The sequence below is a fragment of the Pseudomonas sp. Emmai genome (genome assembly GCF_055179735.1).
Window position 1 is genome coordinate 5228388 of record NZ_CM143685.1, and the last position, 24873, is coordinate 5253260.

Annotated in this window: 12 protein-coding genes; 6 read left to right on the forward strand and 6 right to left on the reverse strand. The window is 62.2% G+C overall.

The window, feature by feature from the left end:
• Positions 1-39: 39 nt before the first annotated feature.
• The 4 genes from ACY4LX_RS24010 to ACY4LX_RS24025 all read right to left on the reverse strand — a co-directional run bounded on the left by ACY4LX_RS24010 (position 40) and on the right by ACY4LX_RS24025 (position 4296).
• The gene (locus tag ACY4LX_RS24010) at positions 40-1452 is read right to left on the reverse strand and encodes a diaminobutyrate--2-oxoglutarate transaminase (protein WP_463258050.1); all 1413 of its coding nucleotides are present in this window, start codon (positions 1450-1452) and stop codon (positions 40-42) included.
• A gap of 143 nt (positions 1453-1595) precedes the next feature.
• Positions 1596-2081: a GNAT family N-acetyltransferase gene (locus ACY4LX_RS24015; RefSeq protein WP_463258051.1), complete on the reverse strand. Its 486-nt coding sequence runs from the start codon at positions 2079-2081 to the stop codon at positions 1596-1598.
• A 212-nt stretch (positions 2082-2293) separates the two neighbouring features.
• Positions 2294-3619: an ATP-binding protein gene (locus ACY4LX_RS24020; RefSeq protein WP_463258052.1), complete on the reverse strand. Its 1326-nt coding sequence runs from the start codon at positions 3617-3619 to the stop codon at positions 2294-2296.
• Positions 3616-4296 carry a response regulator gene (locus ACY4LX_RS24025; protein WP_133838200.1) on the reverse strand — a complete coding sequence of 227 codons (681 nt, stop codon included), beginning with the start codon at positions 4294-4296 and terminating at the stop codon, positions 3616-3618. Before ACY4LX_RS24025 ends, ACY4LX_RS24020 begins: the two co-directional genes overlap by 4 nt.
• A 55-nt stretch (positions 4297-4351) precedes the next feature.
• Here ACY4LX_RS24025 and ACY4LX_RS24030 point away from each other — a divergent pair, with 55 nt between their 5' ends.
• The 6 genes from ACY4LX_RS24030 to dsbG all read left to right on the forward strand — a co-directional run bounded on the left by ACY4LX_RS24030 (position 4352) and on the right by dsbG (position 10513).
• Complete coding sequence (locus tag ACY4LX_RS24030) at positions 4352-5272, forward strand: hypothetical protein (protein ID WP_463258053.1); 921 nt, start codon at positions 4352-4354, stop codon at positions 5270-5272.
• A 32-nt stretch (positions 5273-5304) separates the two neighbouring features.
• A complete protein-coding gene (locus tag ACY4LX_RS24035) occupies positions 5305-6012 on the forward strand; it encodes a hypothetical protein (RefSeq protein ID WP_463258054.1) in 708 nt (235 codons plus the stop codon).
• A 105-nt stretch (positions 6013-6117) separates the two neighbouring features.
• Entirely contained in the window at positions 6118-7059 is a 942-nt protein-coding gene (locus ACY4LX_RS24040; protein ID WP_463258055.1) for a tetratricopeptide repeat protein, read from the forward strand.
• 126 nt (positions 7060-7185) lie between these two features.
• On the forward strand, positions 7186-8916 hold the full coding sequence (dsbD, locus tag ACY4LX_RS24045; RefSeq protein ID WP_463258056.1) for a protein-disulfide reductase DsbD: 1731 nt from the start codon (positions 7186-7188) through the stop codon (positions 8914-8916).
• A complete protein-coding gene (locus ACY4LX_RS24050; protein ID WP_463258057.1) occupies positions 8916-9767 on the forward strand; it encodes a TlpA family protein disulfide reductase in 852 nt (283 codons plus the stop codon). The genes dsbD and ACY4LX_RS24050 overlap by 1 nt, the downstream gene beginning before the upstream one ends.
• Complete coding sequence (gene dsbG / locus ACY4LX_RS24055; protein ID WP_149661800.1) at positions 9743-10513, forward strand: thiol:disulfide interchange protein DsbG; 771 nt, start codon at positions 9743-9745, stop codon at positions 10511-10513. The genes ACY4LX_RS24050 and dsbG overlap by 25 nt, the downstream gene beginning before the upstream one ends.
• 178 nt (positions 10514-10691) lie before the next feature.
• Here the strand turns inward: dsbG and ACY4LX_RS24060 are convergent, their stop codons facing one another.
• Positions 10692-11501: an alpha/beta fold hydrolase gene (locus ACY4LX_RS24060; RefSeq protein ID WP_463258058.1), complete on the reverse strand. Its 810-nt coding sequence runs from the start codon at positions 11499-11501 to the stop codon at positions 10692-10694.
• A gap of 196 nt (positions 11502-11697) precedes the next feature.
• Positions 11698-24681 (reverse strand): non-ribosomal peptide synthetase, encoded by a 12984-nt coding sequence (locus ACY4LX_RS24065; protein WP_463258059.1) that lies wholly within the window; start codon positions 24679-24681, stop codon positions 11698-11700.
• Between the last annotated feature and the right edge of the window lie 192 nt (positions 24682-24873).

The window sequence follows — 24873 nt, forward strand, 5'->3', positions numbered from 1 at the left end:
AGCCGGTATGTAGAAGGAACGTTCGGGGCCGCGGAAAATTTAGAGCGTGGCGGTGGCCGCCGCCAACGCACGGCCGAAAATCTCTGCGACGCGGTCGATTTCGGCAGCGGTGATCACCAGCGGCGGCAAGAAACGCACCACCGCCCCGTGGCGACCGCCCAGCTCCAGGATCAAGCCGCGCTTGAGGCATTCGCGCTGCACCAGCGGTGCCAGACGCCCGAACGCCGGCGGATGGCCTTGCACGTCCGGGATGCCGCTCGGGTTGACCAACTCGACGCCGAGCATCAAGCCGCGACCGCGAATATCCCCCAGTTGCGGGAAGTCCCGTTGCAGGATGCGCAGGTGTTCGCTCAGGCGTTCGCCCATGGCAGCGGCGTGGGCGCAGACATTGTTGTCTTTCAGGTAACGCATCACCGCGGAGCCGGCGGCCATGGCCATCAGATTACCGCGGAAGGTCCCGGCGTGGGCGCCCGGCAGCCAGGTGTCGAGCCAGTCGCGATAGACCACCACCGCCAACGGCAGGCTGCCGCCGATGGCCTTGGACAGCACCACCACGTCCGGAATGATCCCGGCGTGTTCAAAGGCAAACATTTTGCCGGTGCGGGCAAAACCGCTCTGGATTTCATCGACAATCAGCGCCACGCCGGCCTGCTCGGTGATGCGCCGCAAACCGCGCAGCCAGTCGAGATCCGCCGGAATCACCCCGCCCTCGCCCTGCACCACTTCGACGATCACTGCCGCCGGCAATTGCACGCCAGCCTCGGGGTCGTTGAGCAGGTTTTCCAGGTAGTTGAGGTTGACCTGTACACCCTGCGCGCCGCCGAGGCCGAACGGGCAGCGGTAGTCGTAAGGGTACGGCATGAATTGCACGCCGCTGCTGAGCAACGCGCCCAAGGGCTTTTTCGGCCCCAGGCTGCCCATCAGGCTCAGCGCACCCTGGCTCATGCCGTGGTAACCGCCCTGAAATGACAACACGGTGCTGCGTCCGGTGGCGGTGCGCACCAGTTTCAGCGCGGCTTCCACGGCATCGGTGCCGGTGGGGCCACAGAACTGGATCTTCGCTTGGGCGGCCAACGCGGGCGGCAGCAAGCCAAACAGATCCTGAACGAATTGATCCTTGACCGGCGTGGTCAGGTCGAGGGTGTGCAGCGGCAATTCATCGGTCAGCACTCGCTGGATCGCTTCGATCACCACCGGGTGGTTGTGCCCCAACGCCAGCGTGCCCGCACCGGCCAGGCAATCGATAAAACTGCGGCCTTCGACGTCTTCGACGTAAATGCCCTTGGCACGCTTGAGGGCCAGGGGAATCCGTCGCGGGTAGCTGCGGGCGTTGGATTCCTGCTGGCTCTGACGGGCCAGCAACGGCGATTCGTTGAACTGGTAAAGCGTCTCGGCAGGCGTCGGGGCGACCCGGACCGGCTGATCTTCGATAAGGCTGGTAGCGACTGACATCTCTCGACCCCTCAATACGCTGTGGATAGTGACCAAAACTGCACACCGGGCAGGTGCGCGTTCCGGTCATGGGGCGCACTTGCAGGTTTTCCTGTTCTGGAAACGCATCAGGGGCGTGGGGATTTAGACCCGCGATCAGCTTTCTATGAAGGTGGCGTCAGCGCCTTGTGCATCGGAATGGCGTGAAGCCCCGCCACGCTGAAGGTTTCAGCGCTGGCGCGATAACCCAGGTGCCGATAAAAGGCTTCGCTGGTGCGGGTGCTGTTGAGGTGTACCTGGTGCACGCCCTGATTGAGCAACCAGGCTTCCAGGTCGTGAATCAAGGCCTGCCCGGCGCCGCGACGAAACCATTCCGGCTGCACGTAGCAGAAGGCGATTTTGCCGCTGATCGCCGCCATGGCCACGCCGATCGGTTTGTCCTGAAGCAGGGCAATGCTCAGGTAAAACCGTTGGTCGGTGAGCCAGGTGTGGATATGTTCGGCGGTTTTGTTGTGGGTCCAGGCGGCGACGATTTTCGCGTCGTTGCGGTGGTCGAGTGCGCAACCGATACGGATCGAGCGATCAACGATGCGGCTGATGATTCCGGCGTCGGCAGGCGTTGCGTTGCAGATGTGCAGGGCTGTTTCCATGGCGCTGTTACCTCAATCCATTGAGTCAAAGCTGCCGGGAAGATAGCCCCGAGGGCGGCTGGATGGCTAATGGAGAGAAGTTACATTTGATGTGCAACACAGATCCCGTGTAGGAGCAAAGCTTGCTCGCGAAAGCGGTGTGTCATTCAACAACGTCGTTGCCTGACACACCGCTTTCGCGAGCAAGCTTGGCTCCTACAGGGGTTGTGGTGTCAGACCGTTTGCAGCGGCATCGTCAGTTCAACCCGCAACCCGTCCGGCCGGCTGTCGAAATGCAACGTGCAGGCACAGCGCTGAACAATCGCCTGAACAATCGCCAACCCCAGCCCGCAACCGGTGCTCTGGCCGTTGCGCCAGAAGCGCTGGGTCAGGTGCTGCAGATCATCTTCGGCAATCCCCGGCCCATGGTCGCGGACCACGAAACGCACGCGGTTGCCGGTGGTTTCCAGGCTCAGTTCCACTGCGCCGTCGCTCGGGGTATGGCGCAGTGCGTTGTCCAGCAGGTTGCGCAGCGCGGCTATCGACAACACCGCCGGCATTTGCACCGGGGCGGCCGAGCACTTCGCCGGCGCTTGAAACTTGATGCGCTGGCGATCACCGCTGGCGGCATCCTGAATCGCCAGTTTCGCCACCTGCTCGGCGCTGCATTGCACGCCGTCATCGAATGACAAACTGCCCTCGACCCGCGCCAGCAACAGCAATTGTTCAAGGGTGCGGTGCAGGCGATCGGCCCCCTCCTCGGCCCGGGCCAGGGATTGATCCCGGGCTGCGCCGTCGGTCATGCGCGCCACTTGCAGGTGGGTCTTGATCGCGGTCAACGGGCTGCGCAGTTCATGGGCGGCGTCGCCGGTCAGGCGACGTTCGCGCTCGATGGTGCGGCCGATGCGCTGGAACAGTTGATTCTGAGTATCGAGCAACGGCTGCAACTCGCTGGGCAACGGTTGGATCTGCAACGGTTCGAGGGAATCGGCGCTGCGGCGCATCAAGGCATCGCGCATGCGATTGAGCGGCGCCAGCCCCTGGCCGATGCCCAGCCAGAGCAGGCACAGGCAACCGAGCAACGCCACACCGACTGGCACCGAAGCGGCCAACAGGATCGACATGTTCAGGGCTTCGCGCTCGATCTGCCGGTCCGCCGTGGTGATGCGCAAATCACCGCGTGCCAGGGTGAAACTGCGCCACGGCGCGCCATCGATAATCTGGTCGTGGAAGCCCATTTTCTCGGCTTCCAGCTTCTGTTGCGGGTCGGTGTGGCTGCGGGCAAGGATTTCACCGCGCAGCGAGCTGACCTGACAGGCCATACCACCGGGGACGTTCAATTGTTCGGCACTGAAATGCGTGCCCTCGCCCTTGGTCGGCAGCGCCGGCAATTGCTCCATCAGCCCGGCAACCATCCGCGCCGAGGCCACCAGGCGCTGGTCGAGGGAAAACATCATCTGGTTACGCAGGTCGCTGAGCATCCAGGCCGCCGCCAGCGCCCAGATCAGCGCAAACGCGGCGCCGAGGGTCAGGCTCAGGCGCAAACGCAGGCTCATCACTTCGATTGATCTCCGCCATCGGCTGGCCCGAGGCGATAGCCCAGGCCGCGCACCGTTTCGACGATGCCATTGCCGAGTTTACGCCGCAGGTGATGGATATGAACGTTGAGCGCATTGCTTTCCAGCTCATCGTTGAAGCCGTAGACGCTGTCTTTCAATTGCTCGGTGGACAACACGCGGCCACGGTTGTGTAGCAAGGCTTGCAGCAGCGATTGCTCGCGCCGCGACAAGTCCACCGGCTGGCCGGCGAGCAGGGTTTCGCGGCTGCTCGGGTCGTAGGTCAGCGCACCGTGCTCGATCAGGTTGACGCTGCGCCCGGCCACCCGCCGCAACAAGGTGTGCAGGCGCGCGGCGAGTTCACGCAGGTCGAAGGGTTTGAGCAGGTAATCGTCGGCGCCGGCCTGCAAACCATCGACGCGGTCGGTGACCGAGTCCCGCGCCGTCAGGATCAGCACCGGAATTTCCAGGCCACCATTGCGCAATTGTTGAAGCAACTTGAGGCCGTCTTCGTCCGGCAGGCCGAGGTCGAGCACCATGACGTCAAACTCGGCGACCTTGAGCATCGCCCGCGCCGACGATGCGGTGGCGACATGTTCCACGGTCAGGCCCTGGGCGGTGAGGCCGGCGACGATACCGCTGGCGATCAGCTCATCGTCTTCACAAACCAGTACGTGCATGGGAGCTCCATCAGCCAAAAAGGCGAGTCAAACAGAGAAGGATTAAGCCGCAATTATGGCAGGGCCACAACCGATCGGAATGGAGGGAGGCCAGCGACGCCGCAGCGGTATAGGACGCTATAGCCCCGAACAGCGTTATTCAACAGGGCGTTATTTAAACAATCAAACTTCCAGAAGAAACAATCTTCAATACTTTGCAACTATACAGCGCCCCGACCCACTCACTAACCTGCCCACCCATCGCACTGACAACCACACCTTATTTAAAAGATATTTTTATATGCCCGCACTGAGCAGTTTTGTTGCCGTCGATTGGCGCTCCGGCCCCGACCAGATCTATTTCTTCTTTAAGGAAACCAACACTTATTCACGTTTCAGCATCGCTGACAATCGGGTGCCTTCGGGTTATCCTCGGCCCGTTCCGTCCCACTGGGATACCTTTAACAACGCACAAGATCTTCGCTTCGGATTCAGCACTACGGGAATAAGCCCTGCGCAACCATTCGGATTTGATTCAGATATCTTATGGCTGTTCTATAAGGAAGACGGCGTTCCCATGGTCTGCAAATATGATCAGGATACGGACAGCGTCAATGGCACCTACCGACTGGTGGACTCCATCTGGTATCAGCTACTGCCCTTTTTCGACAACATCGTTGCAGGTACATGGTGGCAAAGATCGCCGCAGCCTCGCTTATTTCGTTTCCTGATGAATAACGGGCACTTCCTGTCCCTTAACCTCGCTATCAATAAACTGAACCAAGAACCCATCACCCATAAAACCTGGCCGGGACTGGAGCCGTACAAGGACCGAATCATTACAGCCGCACAAAATGACCGGACATTCGCCCACAGTTACTTCTATATTTTTCTGAACGATAACGAGTACCTGAGATACGACGTCCAAGGCAACAGATTGGACGCCGGTCCCATTGCCGTGGATGACGTCTCCTGGCCCGGGTTATTGCGCAACTGAACACGTCACTTCAATTTGAAAGGAATCAATAAATGCCAGTGCTTAAAAACGTGGTTGCCGTCGATTGGCGCGCCGGGATGGACCGCTGTTATTTCTTTTTCAAGGACAGCCTCACATATTCCCGTTTTGATATCGGTGATAACAAAGTTGCGCAAGGCTACCCCGCCAACGTCAGTGCCAGCAACTGGGATGACTTCCATTCCCATATCAAGAACCTGCGCTTTGGATTCACCACCACCGGGATACACCCCACTCGCTCGGGAATCAATGGCGTAGATTCAGATATCTTATGGCTCTTCTATTATGAAGAGGGTTTGCCCATGGTCTGCCAATACGATCAGGACACTGACAAAGTACACAGTCTTGCCCGCTTGGAGGATTCACCGTGGAATTCCCTGAGTCCTTACTTCAGCCGCATTGTCGCTGGTACCTGGTGGCAAAATTACCGTGACGTGCAACTGTTCCGGTTTTTATTGAATGACGCAAAGGCGCTCTCCCTTGATCTGCGCACAAACAAACTGACCCTGGAAGCCATTACACACACCACGTGGCCCGGCCTGGAAAACTATAAACATCGCATCATTACCGCTGTACAAAATGATCGAACCTGGGCAGACAGCTATTACTACATCTTTCTGACTGATAACGAATACATCCGATACAACATCCCGAAGAACAAGGCTGAATCAGGCCCGATCAAAGTGGATGACGTAAGCTGGCCCGGATTGTTGCGAGACTGAAATGGGTGAGGGTGCAGAAAACGATAAATATGTAACGCACCCCGCCCTGCTTTGCTCAATACCCTGTGTGGACGTTCAATCAACTCACTCACACAGGTATTGACCATGCAAGCCTACCCCGACGATTTAACCGCCCTGTTCAACCTGCTCAACAACGTGACCGCCCTGATCGCCGACTTGAACATCCATCAGGAAAACGCCCGCAAAAAGGGACTGGAACTCTACAACCTCGGCAGTTTCAGGGCGTCGGAGCCCTACCTGACCATCGCGGCCGCCGCCGGTGAACGGGCCTCGCAATATGCCTTGGGCGAAGTGCTCAGGCGCCGTGAAGGCAGCGTCACCGAGGACGCTAAAAAGTGGTACCGACTGGCTGCCGCCCAAGGCGATGTCTACGCCTTGTTACGGCTCGGCGACAGCGACTCGCTGGACACGGCGCGGCAACTCCTGACGCCCCGTATCGAACAGGGTGATGGTGAAGCCATGCTGCAGATGTACGAGCTGACCCGGGAGATCAAGTGGCTGAAAAAATCGGCCAACACCCGATTCCCGGAGGCCATGTACATCCTGGCGTTGGCGTACGACCGGGATAACAGCCTCGTCCCCCAGGGCCAGGATGCCGACACCCTGATTGATGTGTGGCTGCGAAGGGCCGCCCTGGCCAATCTGCCCCTGGCAATGAACTGGTACAGCAATCGCCCGGAGGTGACCCGGTTCCCATCGCTAAGGCGTGAATGGCTGGAAAAGACCGCCAATGCGGGTGATCTCTACGGCATGCTCAAATATGGCTTCGCCGTCGGCCACGGTGAAAGCGGACGCGACCCGGAATACGGCTACGCTAAAAACTATCCCTTCAGCTATATGCTGATCTGGCTGGTGGTAGACGCCGCCAAGGAGTATCAACTCCACAACAGCGCCGCTACGTTCCTGACAGAACTGGCCAAGGACATGAGCCAGGAACAAATTGACCAGGCCGTGGGTTTTGCCCACAGCTGGAAGAGCACCCATCCCCCCATGTCGGAGAACCGCCTGACCTATCACGGCGCCTGACCCGCGCCATGACGGTGTGACCCGATCTCGTTGCCGGGCTGGCCCGCCCGGCAACCTTCTATTAATCACCGGTTAATCGCCACCCACCATTGTGCTTCTCACTTGCACCGGGACAAGGCTTAACCCATGCGTCGATTGTTTTTCCTCTTTGCTCTCTTGATCTCGGGTCTGGCCCAGGCCGGGACCAATCCGTTTGAAACCAAACCCGACTTTCTCCCCGTCGAGCAGGCTTTCATCTTCACCTCCGAACGTCTTGAAAGCGGCGAAACCCAGCTGTTCTGGCAGATTGCCGACGGTTATTACCTGTATCAGAAACGCCTGAAACTCGATGGCCTGGCCCCGCAGCAGATGCCGGTGTTGCCCGAGGGCGAGTCCCACAGCGATGAGTTCTTCGGTGAACAACCGGTGTATCGCCAGGGCCTGGAACTGAAGATCCCGGCCGGTGCCACCGGTCAGATCAAGGTCGGGTTCCAGGGCTGTGCCGATGCCGGCCTGTGTTATCCGCCGCAGACCCAAGTGGTCGATCTGGGTGGCGTGGTGGCAACAGCGATTGCCAACGAAGCCCCGGACCAGGCCCTGGCCAGCAACCTGCAACAGCGGGCGCTGGGCTGGAGTTTGCTGGTGTTCTTTGGTCTGGGCCTGTTGCTGGCGTTCACCCCTTGTACGCTGCCGATGCTGCCGATCCTTGCGGGTTTGATCGTTGGCAGTGGCGCCACGCCCAAACGCGGTTTCGCCCTGGCCAGCAGTTATGTGATCTGCATGGCGCTGGTGTACGCGGCGATGGGGGTGCTGGCGTCGTTGCTCGGCGCGAACCTTCAGGCGCTGCTGCAAAACCCGTGGTTGCTCGGCAGCTTCGCCGCCGTGTTTGTGTTGCTGGCATTGCCGATGTTCGGCTTCTTTGAGCTGCAATTGCCGGTGGCGCTGCGCGATCGCCTGGAAAACGTCTCGCGCAATCAGCGCGGTGGCAGTCTGATCGGCGCCGGTGTGCTCGGGGCCTTGTCCGGTCTGTTGGTCGGCCCGTGCATGACCGCGCCTCTGGCCGGCGCCCTGCTTTACATCGCCCAGAGCGGCAACGCGGTGCATGGCGGGCTGATTCTGTTCGCCATGGGCATCGGCATGGGGATTCCGCTGTTGCTGCTGGTGACCGTTGGCAACCGTTTCCTGCCCAAGCCCGGCGCTTGGATGAACTTGCTCAAGGGCGTGTTCGGTTTCCTGTTCCTGGCCACTGCGCTGCTGATGTTGCGCCCGGTGCTGGATCAATCGTTGTGGATCGGCTTGTGCGGCGCCTTGCTGTTGATCGCTGCTTATAGCGCCTGGAAGCAATCCGAAGGGTTTGGTCGAGTGGCCCAAGTGTTCGGCGCCAGTTCGTTGTTGCTGGGGGTGTGGGGCAGTCTGTTGATGGTCGGTGCGGCGGGTGGCAGTGATGATCTGTTCAAGCCGTTGCAGGTGTATAGCGCTGCACGGGCAGACGGCGCCCCGGTCGGCCACGACGCTTTCACGACGATTAAAGATCCCGCCGCGTTGCAACGGGAACTCGACGCCGCCCAGGCCCAGGGTCAATGGGTGCTGCTGGACTACTACGCCGACTGGTGCGTGGCGTGCAAAGTCATGGAAAAACAGGTTTTCGCCAAACCCCAGGTATTGGACGCGCTGAAAGATGTGCGCTTGCTACGGCTGGACGTCACCGCTGACAATGCCGCCAGCCGCGAGCTGCTCGGCCGCTATAAAGTGCCGGGGCCGCCAAGCCTGTTGTGGATCGGTGCCGATGGCAGCGAGCGCCGCAGCCAGCGCATCACCGGCGAGGTGGATGCCGAGACTTTCCTGCAACGCTGGAACACTACCCGAGAAGCCCGTTAATGCTGACCTTTACCCTCGGCACCTTTGCCATCGCGCTTAACCACCTGCTGCTGATCAGTGCCCTGGCGCTGGCGACCTTTGTCGGTTGGCGGGTGGCCAAGCGCGGCGGCGACAACCCCGAGTCGGTGCTGTTCAGCCTGTTCCTGCTGGGCATGCTGGCGGCGCGGGTCAGTTTCGTGGCCGCCTACTGGGCCCACTATCGCAACGATCCATGGCAGATCATCGACCTGCGCGACGGCGGTTTCCTCGCCTGGCCCGGGGTGATCGTGCTGGTGCTGGCGGCGTTGTATCGCGGCTGGCGCCGGCCGGGGTTGCGGCGGTCATTGGGGTTCGGCGTCGGCAGCGGTTTGCTGTTCTGGCTGCTGGCGACCTTCTCCCTGAGCCTTTACGAACAAGGCACGCGCCTGCCGGAGATCACCCTGCGCAATGCCGCCGGGGAAACCGTGCAACTGACCGACTATCAGGGCGGCCCGCTGGTGATCAACCTCTGGGCCACCTGGTGCCCGCCATGCCGCCGGGAAATGCCGGTGCTGGAAAAGGCCCAGCAACAACGCCCGGACCTGACCTTCCTGTTCGTCAATCAGGCCGAAAGCATGCAGAGCGTCAGTACCTTCCTGGAAACCCAGGGCCTGAGCCTGTCCAACGTGCTGTTCGACGGCAGTGGTCGCCTGGGCCAGGCCGTCGGCTCCATGGCCTTGCCGACTACGCTGTTCTATAGCAACGACGGTCGCCTGCTGGGCAGCCACCTGGGCGAATTGTCGGAAGCCAGTCTGGCCCGCGCCCTGGAAAACTTCGACGCCCCCACTCACGCCACAAGGAAATTGCCATGCCCCGCCTCCGCCACCTGCTGACCCTGACCCTGGGCGCAGCCCTGCTGCACCTGCCGTCGGCGCAGGCTGTTGAAGAACTGCCCGAGGCGATCAAGAAGATCGAAGCCAAAGGCGCGAAAATCGTCGGCCAGTTCGATGCACCCGACGGCTTGCGCGGCTATGCGGCGCAATATCAGAACCGTGGCATGGCGCTGTACCTTACCCCGGATGGCAAGCATGTCTTGCTCGGCAACCTGTACGACGCCGACGGCAATGACCTGAGCAGCGCACCGTTGCAGAAACTGGTCTACGCGCCAATGTCCAAGGAAGTCTGGGGCAAGATGGAAGCGAGCAACTGGATCGGCGACGGCAACAAGGACGCCCCGCGCGTCGTCTACCTATTCAGCGACCCGAACTGCCCTTACTGCAACTTGTTCTGGGAACAGGCGCGGCCATGGGTCAAGTCCGGCAAGGTGCAGTTGCGGCACATCATGGTCGGCATCATCCGCGAAGACAGCCCGGGCAAATCCGCCGCGCTGCTGGCGGCCAAGGACCCGAGCAAAGCCCTGGCAGAACACGAAAAGGCCGGCAAGGAAAGCGCGCTCAAAGCCCTGAAAGACGTGCCCCCGGCGATCCAGGCGAAACTGGCAGCCAACATGCAGTTGATGGAAGACCTGGAGTTGCAGGCCACCCCGGCGATTTTCTACATGGACGACAAGGGCGAGTTGCAGCAACAGCAAGGCGCGCCGTCGCCGGACAAGTTGTTGAAGATCCTGGGGCCGAAGTAATCCCTACCGACGCCTTCGCGGGCAAGCCTCGCTCCTACGGGTTTTGCGTCGGCCGCATATGTTGATCGTTCCCACGCTCTGCGTGGGAATGCATCCTGTGACGCTCTGCGTCACGCCTGCGAAGGGACGCGGAGCGTCCCGGGCGGCATTCCCACGCAGAGCGTGGGAACGATCTTGATCAGCGTTGCGCCAAAAACGTCAACAAAGTCTCGGTGACAAACCCGGCATTCTCCAGATTGGAGATATGCCCCGCCTCCGGCACCAGCACACACGGGCAGCCAATCAACTCAGCCATCTCTCTGGCTTCCGATGGCGGCCGCGGCTTGTCCTGATCGCCGCACATCACCAACGTGGTTTCAGCATCCAGTTCCGCCAGACGCGGCAACAGATCATCCCGGCCAAAGGTAATGCGCCCCATCGGCACAATGCTCTCGCGCAAACGCTCGGCGGGCAGCGCCGCCAGGGATGCGCGAAATTCCTGATACAGCGCCGACTGCGGATCGATGCCCGGACGGAAGAAAATCGGCACCACGATGTCCAGCAACTGCGGCGCAATCACGCCGCTGTCTTCGATCTGTTTGAACAGCGAGAAATAGTACTGGCGCGTCGGCTCGGGCTCGACACCGACGTAAGTGTCCATCAGCACCAGGCCGTTGAGCCGCTCGGGTGCCGACAGCGCCAGGCGTACGCCCCACATGCCGCCGACCGACAACCCGACCAGAGTGACGCGATCGATGTCCAGATGGTCGAGCAATGCCAAGGCCTGGCGCGCGATGTCATCCAGCGAGGTCGTGCCTTCGGGGAGTTTTCCGGATTGACCGTGGCCCCAGAGGTCCAGGGCGATCACCCGGTACTGCCGGGATAACGCGGCAATCTGCGGCGCCCACATGGCCTGGTCCCACAGATAGCTGCCCGCCAGCAGCACGGCGGGGCCGGTGCCTTGGTCGGTGTAGTGCAGGGGTTGTCCGTCTATTGTTGCGAAGGGCATCAGCTGTCTCCTCACCAAAATGGAGGGGGAAGACTGGGCCGCTGTGGCTTGGCAGTCAACCTTGGGGTGTCTGGGCTGACGCCTTCGCGGGCAAGCCTCGCTCCTACAGGTATGTGTCGATCACAAGGGTTGTGATCACTCGATACCTGTAGGAGCAAGGCTTGCCCGCGAAGAGGCCATAACAGACGCTAGAGAATCAAAGCCCCTCCAACTCCGCCATCAGGTCATTCAACCGATCCACCTTCTCCTCGGTGATATCACTCGCCGCCAACCCTTCGATGTACTCCGCCAATTCCTCCACCGAACTGCACTCGAACATCGCCCGCAGCGGCACGTTGCGTTGCAGGGCTTTTTGCACCCGCGAGGCAATCTGGGTCGCCAGCAGCGAATGGCCGCCCAGTTCGAAGAAGTTGTCGCGCACGCCGACCTGCTCGACTTTCAGCACCTCAGCCCAGATATCCGCCAGGGTCTGCTCCAGATCATTGCGTGGCGCCAAGTAATCCTGGCTCTGCAACTGACCGATCTCCAACGCCGGCAGGGCCTTGCGATCCAGTTTGCCGTTAGCGTTCAGCGGCAACTTGTCCAGCCACAACCAGTGCAGCGGCACCATGTATTCCGGCAGCTCGGTGCGCAGGCGTTGCTTGATGCGTTCCAGGCGTTCACTCGGGTTAAGCGCCGAATCCGCCGCCACCAGATAGCCGACCAGATGCTTACCGTTGACGCCTTCCTGCACACCGACCGCCCCGTCGCGGACTTCCGGTTGCTCATGCAGACGCGCTTCGATTTCCCCCAACTCGATGCGGTAACCGCGAATTTTCACTTGATGGTCGATGCGTCCCACGTATTCCAGTACGCCATCGCTACGCCGACGGGCCAGGTCGCCGGTGCGATACAAACGGTCCCCGGGTTCGCCAAACGGGTTCGGCACAAACACCTGGGCGGTGCGCAGCGGGTCGCTGACATAACCGCGACCGACGCCCGTACCGGCGACACACAACTCCCCCACCGCGCCCAACGGCATCAGTTCCAGCGCGCCATCGAGCAGGTACAAACGGTTGTTGTCGGTCGGCGTGCCAATCGGCAAATAGCTGCCGCGAGTCGAGGCCATGTCGACGCGGAAGAACGCCACGTCATCGGAACATTCCGCCGGGCCATAGGCGTTGACCAGTCCGATCTGCGGGTAGCGCAGCAGCCACTGGTGCGCCAGTTCCGGCGGCATCGCTTCACCGGTCGGCAACATCCAGCGCAGACCGTCGAGGCTCATGCGCTCCTGGGCGAGCATGCCCTGGATCAGCGACGGCACGCTTTCCAGCACGGTGATGCCCTGGCTCTGGACGTGGGCCAGCAAGCCTTGCGGATCATGAGCAATGGTGTTCGGCACGATGTCCACCCGCGCCCCGAACAACGGCGCGGCGAGGAACTGCCAGACCGAAATATCGAAGCTTTGCGACGCGGTTTGCGCGATCACATCGGCGGTGCTGAGGTTCAGGTACGGCACTTTGCTCAACTGGTTATTCAGCATGCCGCGCTGTTCGACCATCACGCCTTTCGGCAACCCGGTGGAGCCCGAGGTGTAGATCACGTAGGCCAGGTTATCCGGGGCGCTGTAGATGCCCGGGTTTTGCACCGAGGCATCGCTCGCTTGCACCTCTTCCCAGACCAGCAACTTCGGCCGATTGGCACACCCAAACTCTTCCAGCAATGCCACCGCTTGCTCACGGCAAGCCTGGGTGCAGACCAGCAACGGCGTGCGGCTCAGGTCGATGATGCGGCTCAGGCGCTGACTCGGCAGACCCGGGTCCAGCGGCAGGTAACCGGTACCCGCCTTGAAGCTGCCGATGATCATGCCGAGCAAATCGAGATTACGTTCCGCCAGCAACGCCACCGGTTGATCCAGCCCGACACCCGCTGCGATCAACGCATGACCGAGACGGTTGCTGCGCTGATTCAACTCGACGTAGCTGTGCAAGCGGTCGAGGCAACTGGCGGCGATGCGCTGCGGGTGCTGCGCGACCTGGGCTTCGAACAGCTCGACGTAGCTTTTCTCCAACGGGTAGTCGTGTTCGCTCTGGTTGCAGCCATGGACCAGGAAGTCCTGTTCCTCGGCGCCCAGCAGCGGCAAGTCAGCCATGTCGCCATGGAAGCCTTCGACCAACGCCAGCAACAGTCGCTTGAACTCACCGAGCATGCGCTCGACCGTGGTTTCGTCGAAATAGCGTTGGTCGTAGGACAGGTGCAAGCCGAGGTCATCCCCCGGATAGCACACCGCCGTCAGCGGGAAGTTGGTGTGGGTGCGGCCCGAATCCGAGGTGGCATTGAGGCTTTGCGCACGGTCCAGCACCGAGACTTCCACCGGGGCGTTTTCGAACACGAACAGGCTGTCGAACAGCGGCTGGCCTTTGGGCAATTCGCTGTTTTCCTGGATCGTCACCAGCGGCAGGTATTCGTACTCGCGCAGTTGCATGTTGCTGTCGAGCAAGCCGCTGAGCCATTGGCGCACGCTGACACGCTGATCGTCTTGCGGCATCTTCACCCGCAGCGCGATGCTGTTGATGAACAGCCCGACGGTGCGTTGCATCTGCGGCATGTCCACCGGACGCCCGGCCACCGTGACGCCGAACAGCACGTCGCGATCACCGCTCAAGCGCCGCAGCACCAGGGCCCACGCTGCTTGGGCGAAGGTGTTGATGGTCAGTTGATGGGCCTGGGCCAGTTCACGCAGTTGCGCGCCGTCGCGGGCATCGAGCCGGGTGTAGCGGTCGCCAACGATCATGCCGCCGCTGTCGCCCGCATGTTCACGCAGGAACGGACGGTCGCTCGGGATCGGCGTGGTGCGCTCGAAGCCTTGCAGGTTGGTTTTCCACCACTGCCGCGCCTCGGCCAGGCTCTGGCGTTGCAGCCAGCCGATGTAGTCGCGATAACGCGGCGGCCCGGCCAGTTGCGCGTCCCGGCCTTCGCCCAGAGCCATGTAGATTTCAAAGAAATCGCTCATCAGCAGCGAGCGGCACCAGGCATCGATCAGGATGTGGTGGTTGCTCATCATGAACCAGTAGCGCGCCGCGCCGACCTTGATCAGGCGCAGGTGGAACGGTGCCTGGTTGAGCAGATCGAACCCGGCCTCGCGCTCGGTTTTTAGCAGTGTTTGCAGCTTCGGTTCTTGCTCGGTTTCGGCGATAGCAGTCCAGTCGAGGTACTCGATCGGCGTGCTGCCCGGTTTGTGGATAACCTGCAACATGTCTTCGCCGACGTTCCAGCAGAACGACGCACGCAGGGCTTCATGACGGGCGATCACCGCTTGCCAGGCCTGGGCGAAACGCTCGGGGTCGAGTTCGCTGTTGATGCGGTAGCGGTCCTGCATGTAGTAGAGGCCGGTGCCCGGTTCCAGCAAGGTGTGCAGCAACATGCCTTCCTGCATCGGGGTCAGCGGGTAGACGTCTTCGATCACAGCGGCCGGGATCGGCAGCGCGTCGAGTTGTGGCTGGGTCAGTCGGGCCAGCGGGAAGTCGGACGGGGTCAGGCCACCGGCCTCATCGAGCAGGCAATGTTCGATCAGGCTTTGCAGCTCGCCCACATACGCATCCGCCAGATCGCTGATGGTTTGCAGATCATGGCGTTCGGCGCTGAAGGTCCAGCGCAGCACCAGTTCGCCGCCGTAGACCTGACTGTCGACGCTCAGCTCATTCGGCAGCGGCGCATGGGGATCGTGGGCCGCACCGACCGGTTCATCGAGGGGCCGGAACAACGCGTCCGCGCCGAAGCTCTGGTCGAACTGGCCGAGGTAGTTGAAGGTGATCGGCGCCGCCGGCAGCGCGGCCATGGTCTGGCGGCACAGGTCATCGGCGAAATAACGCAGCACGCCATAACCCAAACCTTTGTGGGGCACGGCGCGCAGTTGTTCCTTGATCGCTTTGATCGAGTCGCCCTGCTCCGCCGCTGGCACCAGACGCAGCGGATAAGCGCTGGTGAACCAACCCACGGTGCGGGTCAGGTCGATCTCGTCGAACAGGGTTTCGCGGCCGTGGCCTTCGAGTTGAATCAACGCCGATGCGTGACCGCTCCAGCGGCACATCACCCGAGCCAACGCGGTCAGCAGCAGGTCGTTGACCTGGGTGCGATACGCGCTCGGCGCCTGTTGCAGCAATTGCCGGGTGCGCTCGGCATCCAGCTTCACACTGACGGTTTGCGCATGCCGATTCTGCTGCCCGCCCTGAGGCCGCTCACACGGCAGGTCGGTGCTTGGCCCGGCCAGTTGCGCTTGCCACCAGTCCAGTTCTTCGCGCAGGGATTCGCTGCCGGCATAGGCTTGCAAGCGTGCTGCCCAGTCCTTGAAAGCGCTGGTCTTGGCCGGCAACTTCACCGACTGCTCGGCGTCGAGTTGACGATAGACCGTTTGCAGATCGTCCAGCAAAACCCGCCACGAAACACCGTCGACCACCAAGTGGTGAATGGCGATGAACAAGCGTTGCCGGCCTTCCGGACCATCGACCAGCAAGGCACGGACCAACGGCCCCTGTTCGAGGTCGAGGCTGCGCTGGGCATCGGCGAACAGCGCCGGGCATTTGTCCATGGACGCGACGCGCACCTGCCACAGCACCGGGGTGTCGTTGATCGCCTGGTGCTCGGCGTGCCACTGGCCATCGGCCTTGGTGAAGCGCAGGCGCAAGGCGTCGTGTTGCTCGATCACCGTCAGCAGCGCTTGCTCCAGGCGATGGGGTTCCAGGGCCAGGGTCGGTTCCAGCAGCAACGCCTGGTTCCAGTGCTGACGCTCAGGGATGTCGGTGTCGAAGAACCAGTGCTGGATCGGGGTCAAACCCGACTCGCCAACCAGCAAACCTTGCTCGGCGCGGACCTGCTCGGTGCGGGTCGCCATGGCGGCGAGGGTCTGCACGGTCTGGTGCTGGAACAGGTCGCGCGGGCTGAAGTGAATGCCCTGCTGCCGTGCGCGGCTGACCACCTGAATCGACAGGATCGAGTCGCCGCCCAGTTCGAAGAAGTTGTCGTTGAGCCCGACCTGCGCCACGTTCAGCACGTCGCACCAGATCCCGGCCAGGGTCAGCTCCAGTTCATTGCTCGGTGCCACGTAGTGCTGGCGGTTCAGCTCCGGGTCCGGCGCCGGCAGTGCGCGACGGTCAAGTTTGCCGTTGGCGGTCAGCGGCATGCTGGCCAGCAGGATCAGGTGCGTCGGCACCATGTAGTCCGGCAGTTGCGATTTGAGGTGGGCTTTCAACGCTTCGCGCAGTGCGGCTTGTTGCGCTTCGTCCTGTTCGGCCACTTCAGTCACCAGATAGCCGACCAGTTGTTTGCCGCTCGGCGCATCCAGCGCCAGGACCACGGTTTCACGGATGGATTCGTGCTCCAAGAGGCGGGTTTCAATCTCGCCCAACTCGATGCGGAAACCACGGATTTTCACCTGATGGTCGATACGGCCGAGGTACTCGACCAAACCGTCGGCACGCTGACGCACCAGGTCGCCGGTGCGATAGATGCGCCCGCCATGGTCGGCAAACGGATCCGCAACAAAACGCTCCGCCGTCATCCCCGCCCGTTCGTGATAACCCTGGGCCAGGCCGGCACCGCCGACGTACAACTCGCCGGTCGCGCCTTGGGGCACCAAGGCCAGGTCGGCGTCGAGGATGTACGCCACACGGGCGCCGATCACGCTGCCAATCGGCACACTGCCCAGGCCTTCTTCCAACACTTGCGGGGCCAGACTGGCCAGCGGCATCACAACCGTTTCCGTCGGGCCGTAGGCGTTGAAGAACAGGCCCGGTTTGAACGCCGCGCGAATCCGCGACAGGTGTTCGCCGGTCAGGGCTTCGCCGCCGGTGATGATCATGCGCACCGGCAGGGTTTCACCTTGGGTCGCCAGCCATTGCGCCAACTGGCTGCCGTAGCTGGGGGTGAAGCCGAGGATGTTGATCTGATGCTGGCGAATCAGGCCGCAGATTTCTTCCGCGTCCCATTGCCCTTGGGCACGCAACACCACTTGCGCACCACTCAACAGCGGCACCAGCAGACGCTCGGTGGCGGCATCGAAGTTGATCGAATAGAAGTGCAGTTCGCAGTCGTCGGGACGCATGCCGAAGCGCTCGATCACCGCTTGGCAGTGCATGGCGATTTCGCCGTGGGACACCACCACGCCTTTCGGTTTGCCGGTGGAGCCCGAGGTGTAGATCAGGTACGCCTGATGCTGCGGCAGGCTGATAAACGGCAGCTCGGTGGCCGGGTAATTGGCCAGTTCGGCGGCATCGTCTTCCAGGCACCAGCGGGCCACGGTCGCCGGCAATTCACCGAGGGCGTTGAACAGGGCGGTGTCACTGAGCAGCAGACCAATGCCGCTGTCTTCGATCATGTAATGCAGGCGATCGAGCGGGTATTCCGGGTCCAGCGGCACGTAGGCGCCGCCGGCCTTGAGGATCGCCAGCAGGCCGACGACCATTTCCAGCGAGCGCTCCAGCGCCAGGCCCACCCGAACCTGCGGGCCGACACCCCGCTCACGCAGCACCCAGGCCAGGCGATTGGCGCGGCTGTCGAGTTCGGCGTAGCTCAGGGTTTGCCCGGCGAAGGTCAGGGCCGGCGCATCTTTACGCACCAGGGCTTGTTCGCTGAACAGGTGATGGATGCATTGGTCGAGGCGATGTTCGCCCGGTTCGATGCCGAGGCTGTCGAGCAGGTTTTGCTGCTCCGTGGTTTCGAGCAACGGCAGTTCGCTGAGGCGCTGTTGCGGATTGGCCAGCAGCGCTTCCAGCAGATTGCGCCAATGCCCGGCCATCCGTGCGATGCGCGGTTCGTCGAACAGGTCGGTGCTGTACGTCAGGCAGCAACCCAGGCGATGGTCGAGGTCGGTGACTTCCAGGTTGAGGTCGAACTTGGTGGCGCGGGCATCGTTGGCCAGGTACTCGACGGTCATGCCGGCCAGGGTGCGGCTCTGCTGGAATTCCCAGCGCTGCACGTTGCACATCACCTGGAATAACGGGTTGTACGCGGCGCTACGCGGTGGTTGCAGGGCTTCCACCAGATGATCGAACGGCAGGTCCTGATGGGACTGGCCTTCGATCACGGTGTGGCGAACCTGCTCGAACAACTCGCCAACGGACATCTGCCCGTCGAGTTGGCAACGCAACACTTGGGTGTTGAGGAAGGCGCCGATCAGCCCTTCACTTTCCGGGCGAATGCGGTTGGCCACCGGTGCGCCGATGCGCAAATCGGTCTGGCCGCTGTAGCGGTAAAGCAGCACGGCCAGGGCGGCGGTCATGGTCATGAACAGGGTCAGGCCGTTTTGCGCGTTGAAGGCTCGAACCCGGGCGGCGAGATCATCGCTCAGGTCGAAACGGAACAGTTCGCCCTGGTGGCTTTGTACCGGTGGACGCGGACGGTCGGCGGGCAATTCCAGCAGCGGATGTTCACGGCCCAGTTGCGCGGTCCAGTAGTCGAGCTGGCGTTGACGCTCACCGGATTCCAGCCACTGGCGCTGCCAGACGCTGTAATCCAGGTACTGCACCGGCAGCGGTTGCAGCGGCGATTCGCGGTCATCGACGAAGGCCTCATAAAGTGCACTGAGTTCCCGGGCAAAGATGTCCATCGCCCAGCCTTCGGTGACGATGTGGTGCAGGGTCAGCACCAGGTAGTGTTCCTGCTCGGCGGTCTTGACCAGGCAGGCGCGCAGCAGCGGACCGGTTTCCAGATCGAACGGTTTGTGCGCTTCGTCATCGGCCAGGGTCTGAACCCGTTGCTCGCGCAGGTCGGCGTCCTGGGCCGAGAAATCTTTCCAGTCCATGCGCAGGCCAGTGTCAGCATGCACCTGTTGCCGGGCCACGCCATCGACGCTCGGGAACGTGGTACGCAGGGTTTCGTGGCGCATGATCAGCGCTTGCAGCGCCGCTTCGAACCGCCCGACATCCAGCACCCCGCGCAGCCGCGCCATGCCACCGACGTTGTAGGCCGGGCTGTCCGGCTCCATTTGCCAGAGAAACCACATGCGTTGCTGCGAATAAGACAGCGGCACCGCTTGGCTGCGGTCGACTTTTTCGATCGGCGGCTGCTGGTTGGTTTTGCCGCTGGCCTGGACCAATTGAACCTGTTCGGCGAAGGCGCCCAGTTCGCTGTTTTCGAACAACGCCCGCAGGGGCAATTCGACGTCGCAGGCCTGGCGGGTGCGGGAGATGATTTGTGTCGCCAGCAGCGAATGACCGCCGAGGGCGAAGAAATCGTCGCGCAGACCGATTTGCTTCTGGCCCAGCACTTCACGCCAGATGCCGGCGATTTGTTGCTCCAGCGCGGTGACCGGTTCGACGTGTTCGCGAACCTGCCATTGCGGTTCCGGCAAGGCGCGGCGGTCGAGTTTGCCGCTCGGGCTCAAGGGCATTGCATCCAGGCGCATCAACTGCGCCGGGACCATGTAGTCCGGCAGCTCGGCGGCCAGCGCGGTTTTCAGGCGTTGGGTTTGAACATCAATGTCTTCGGCGTAATCAGTTGAGGTGTAGTAGCCGATCAACTGCCCACCCGCTGATGTTTCGCGCACCAGCACCACGGCTTGGGCAATGCCGTCCTGGGCCAGCAGACGCGCTTCGATTTCTTCCGGTTCAACCCGGAAGCCGCGCAGTTTGACCTGCTGATCGAGACGGCCGAGGTACTCGATCACGCCATCAGCGGTCCAGCGCGCACGGTCGCCGGTGCGGTACAGCCGCGCACCGTTCTCGCCCAATGGATCGACGACAAACCGTTCGGCAGTCAGGGACGGACGACCGAGGTAGCCACGGGCCAGGCCGATACCGCTGATGCACAGTTCACCCGGCACACCGGCCGGCACGGGGTTGAGGTCGCTGTCGAGCACGCGGCAGACCACGTTGCCCAACGGCCGGCCAATCGGCGAACGCTCGCCATCGGCCGTGGTGCAATGCCAATGGGTGACGTTGATCGCGGTTTCGGTCGGGCCGTAGCGGTTGTGCAGTTGCACCGCCGGCAATTGCTCCAGCACGCGGTTGCGCAGTTCGGCAGGCAAGGCTTCGCCGCCGGAGAACACCCGGCGCAGGCGGGTGCATTCGGCGGTCAACGGTTCTTCGATAAACAGCGCCAACAGCGGTGGCACGAAGTGCAGCGTGGTCACGCCGTATTGCTGGACAAGCTGCGCAATGCGATGGGGATCGCGGTGCTCGCCGGGGCCGGCAATCAGCAAACGCGCACCGGTGATCAGCGGCCAGAAGCATTCCCACACTGACACGTCGAAACTGATCGGCGCTTTTTGCATCAGCACGTCGGTTGCGTCGAGGCGATAAGTGTTTTGCATCCATTGCAAACGTTCAGCGAGGGCGGCGTGGGTGTTGCCGACGCCTTTTGGCTGACCGGTGGAGCCCGAGGTGTAAATCACGTAGGCCAGGTTGTCGCCGTGCAGGTGCAAATCGGGTGCCTGGCTCGGCCAGTTCTCCAGGTGCAAGGCGTCCATCGCGATCACGCTGACACCGTCGGTGGCCGGCAAGCGGTCGAGCAGTTCGGTCTGGGTCAAGAGCAATTCGACGCCGCTGTCGCTGAGCATGTAGGCCAGGCGTTCGGCCGGGTAATCCGGGTCCAGCGGCACGTAGGCGCCGCCGGCCTTGAGGATCGCCAGCAAGCCGATCAGCAGTTGCGGCGAACGCTCGGCGGCGATGGCCACGCACACATCCGGGCCCACGCCTTTGTCGCGCAGGTAATGGGCGAGGCGGTTGGCCTGGGCGTGCAGTTCGGCGAAGTCCAGTTGGCCGCCGTCCCAGATCAACGCAGTGCGCTCCGGGGTCAGACGCAGTTGCTCGTTCAGACGTTCGGGCAGCCATTGGCTGGCCGGGGTGCAGGTTGCCGTGCCCCACGAGGCTTGCTGATCATGCTCGCTAGCGGTCAACAGATGCAGATCGCCAATGACCTGCTGTGGACGTTCGCAAACGTCGCGCAGCAGGTTGGTGAAGTGCTCGGCCAGGCGCTCGATCGTCGCTTTTTCAAACAACTCGTCGGCGTAGTCGAAGGACAGGCTCAGGCGACCATTTCGGTCTTCCTCACTGTGCAGTTGCAGGTCGAACTTGGCCTCGCGGCTGTGCCACGGCAGTTCTTCAGCCAGCAACCCCGGCAGGCGGCGCAGGGCGCTCAAGTCGCGCTGTTGGTGGTTGAACATGACCTGGAACAAACCGGATTCGCGAGCCTGGGGGAAGGCTTCCAGCAGTTGCTCGAACGGCAAATCCTGATGGGCTTGCGCACCCAACGCCGCTTGGCGGGTTTGTGCCAGCAGCTCTACGAACGGCAGACGCGAATCGACGTCGGCACGCAGCACTTGGGTGTTGATAAAGAAGCCGATCAGCCCCTGGGTTTCCAGGCGTGGACGGTTGGCGTTCGGCACGCCGATGCGGATATCGCGTTGGCCGCTGTAGCGGTGCAACAGGCTCTGGAATGCCGCGAGCAATAGCATGAACGAGGTGGATTCGTGGGCCTGGGCGGTCTGGCGAACGGCTTCGCTCAGGCTCACGCCCAACCGCACGGAGTGGCGGGCGGCACTGTGGACGTGATGCGCGGAACGCGGATGGTCGGTGGCCAGACTCAGCACCGGATGCTCATCGCCCAGCTGGTTTTTCCAGTAGGCCAGTTGCCGCTCGCCCTCGCCTTGCGCCAGCCATTGACGCTGCCAGCCGCCGTAATCGGCGTACTGGGTCGGCAATGCCGCGAGCGTGGCTTTCTGGCCTTGGGACGCCGCCGCATACAGCCGCGAGAACTCGTCGATCAGCACGTTCAGCGACCAGCCGTCGGCGATGATGTGGTGCATCGTCACCAGCAGTTGATGGTCCTCGTCGTCGAGACGTACCAGGGTTACCCAGAGCAGCGGGCCCTTTTCCAGATCGAACTGGGTGCGGGCTTCGTCTTCACGGATTTGTTGCGCGCGGACTTCACGTTTGTCGACGGGCAAATCACTGATGTCGATCAGTTGCAGGTTGAACTCACCGGCCGCATCGACCTGTTGCAGGGCCACGCCGTCACGTTCGAAGAAGCGCGTGCGCAGGGATTCGTGGCGTTCGATCAACTGCTGGAAACTGGCGCGCAACGCGTCTTCGTCCAGCTCGCCACGCAGACGCAGGGCACCGGGAATGTTGTAGGCGCTGCTCTGGGGGTCGAGTTGCCAAGTGATCCACAGACGGTTTTGTGCCAGGGATTGCGGCATCGCTTCAATGCGCGACAGCGCGGTGATCGTGCCTTGGGCAAGACCGCCGTCGTGTTGCTGTTGCGCCACAGCGGCGGCAAATGCGCCCAGCGTCGGCGCTTCGAACAGCAGGCGCAGGTTCAGCTCCAGACCGAGTTCTTCACGCAACCGCGCGACCACTTGGGTGGCGGCGATGGAGTTGCCGCCGAGCAGGAAGAAGTGATCGTCGGCGTTGACCTGTTTGACGCTGAGTTGCTCGCGCCAGATGTTGGCGATCAGGGTTTGCAGCTCGGAAGCGGATTGCTCAGCCAGGATGTTTTCGGCGTCTGCCGAGGGAAACAGCGCATAACTGTCGAGGCTGCCATCCGCCAGGCGATTGCGGCACGCCGAGCGCTGCAGTTTGCCGCTGGAGGTCTTGGGCAATGCGCCGGGGTTGAGCAATACAACCACGCTCGGCGCTTCCTGATACGCCTCGGCCACCGCTTGACGGATGGCTTTGATCAGGGCGTCGGGCGGGAGGATTTTCTGCACGCTGCGGCTGATTTCCGCGGCGATGCCGATGCCTTCCTGGCCGTCGATAGTGACCGCGAACGCTGCGACGCGGCCCTTGCGCACCACTTCCACTTCGCGCTCGACGGTTTGCTCGATGTCCTGCGGGTAGAGGTTGTGGCCGCGCACGATCAGCATGTCTTTCAGGCGCCCGGTGATGAAAAATTCACCGTCACGCTTGAAGCCCAGGTCACCGGTGCGCAGCCAGGTGCGGCCGTCGTGCTGGACGAAGGTCTTGGCGCTGGCCTCGGGGTTGCGCCAGTAGCCATGGGCGATGCTCGGCCCGCTGGCCCAGACTTCGCCGACGAGGTTGTCGGCCAGTTCGGTGAGTGCATTGGGCTCGACAATCAGCACCGCGTGATCCGGCTGGCTGATGCCGCAACTCATGATCGCCGCGCCCTCGCCCGCTTCGGCACGGTTTTGCGCCAGGGCCTGATCGTCGACCCGCAGGTTGCCAATCCCCTGGCCACGAGGGGTGCCGGCGACGAACAGCGTGGCTTCCGCCAGACCGTAAGACGCCATGAAACTGCCCGGGGTAAAACCGCACGGGGCGAACTTGTCGGCGAAGCGTTCCAGGGTGTCGAGGCGGATCGGCTCGGAGCCGGAATAGGCCACGCGCCAGCCGCTCAGGTCGAGGCGTTCCAGGGCCGATGCGCTGACCCGTTCGCTGCACAGGCGATAGGCAAAATCCGGCCCACCGCTGATGGTGCCGCCGTATTCGCTGATCGCTTCGAGCCAGCGCAATGGTCGGCCGAGGAAGTAGGCCGGTGACATCAACACGCACGGCACACCGCTGAAAATCGGCTGCAACAGGCCGCCGATCAAGCCCATGTCGTGGTACAGCGGCAGCCAGCTGACGATCACGTCGTCCGGGTTCAGGTCGATGCCGAAGCCGTGACGGATCAGCAGTTCATTGGCCACCAGGTTGCCGTGGCTGACTTGCACGCCTTTGGGCAATGCGGTGGAGCCGGAGGTGTATTGCAGGAAGGCGATGTGGTCGTGCTCAAGGTTCGGCAACACCCAGCCGTCGGCCATCGATGGGTCGAGGGTATCGACACTGAGCAGCGGCGGCGCGCCTTCAATTTGCAGCAAGGCTTCTTGCAGGCCGGCGCTGGTCAGCAGCAGGCGCGGCTCGGCGTCGCTGATGATCGAAAGCAATCGGTCCTGGTGATGACGCTTGGTCGATTCCGGCGGGTAAGCCGGCACGGCGATCACGCCCGCATACAGGCAACCAAAAAACGCCGCGACGTAGTCCGGGCCGCTGGGAAACAGCAGCACCGCGCGGTCGCCAAATTCAGCCTGGGCCTGCAACGCGCCGGCAATGGTCCGCGCGCGCTGATCCAGATCGCGATAACTGAGCACCACCGTTTGATCCGCGGTCTCGGCGAGAAAACGCAAAGCGACTCGGTCCGGCGTCAGGGCCGCGCGGCGCTGGAGGGCTTGGACCAGTGTGCTGGGGAGTTCGAACGCGTCGGTCATGAGGTTTCCTGCCTGAATTCGGCTTACAAGTTGGAATCGGTTTTCCTACGTCACGCTCATAAAAATGGCGTGCAGGGCGCGGTCTTCGCCGACCGCGCAAGGCTTGGGAATGCGGTTATGGCCGGAGCGTGTCCGGAACCATTCACCAATGAGAACGATTGATGTCTTGAAATAATTAGTCCGCAGGCCTCA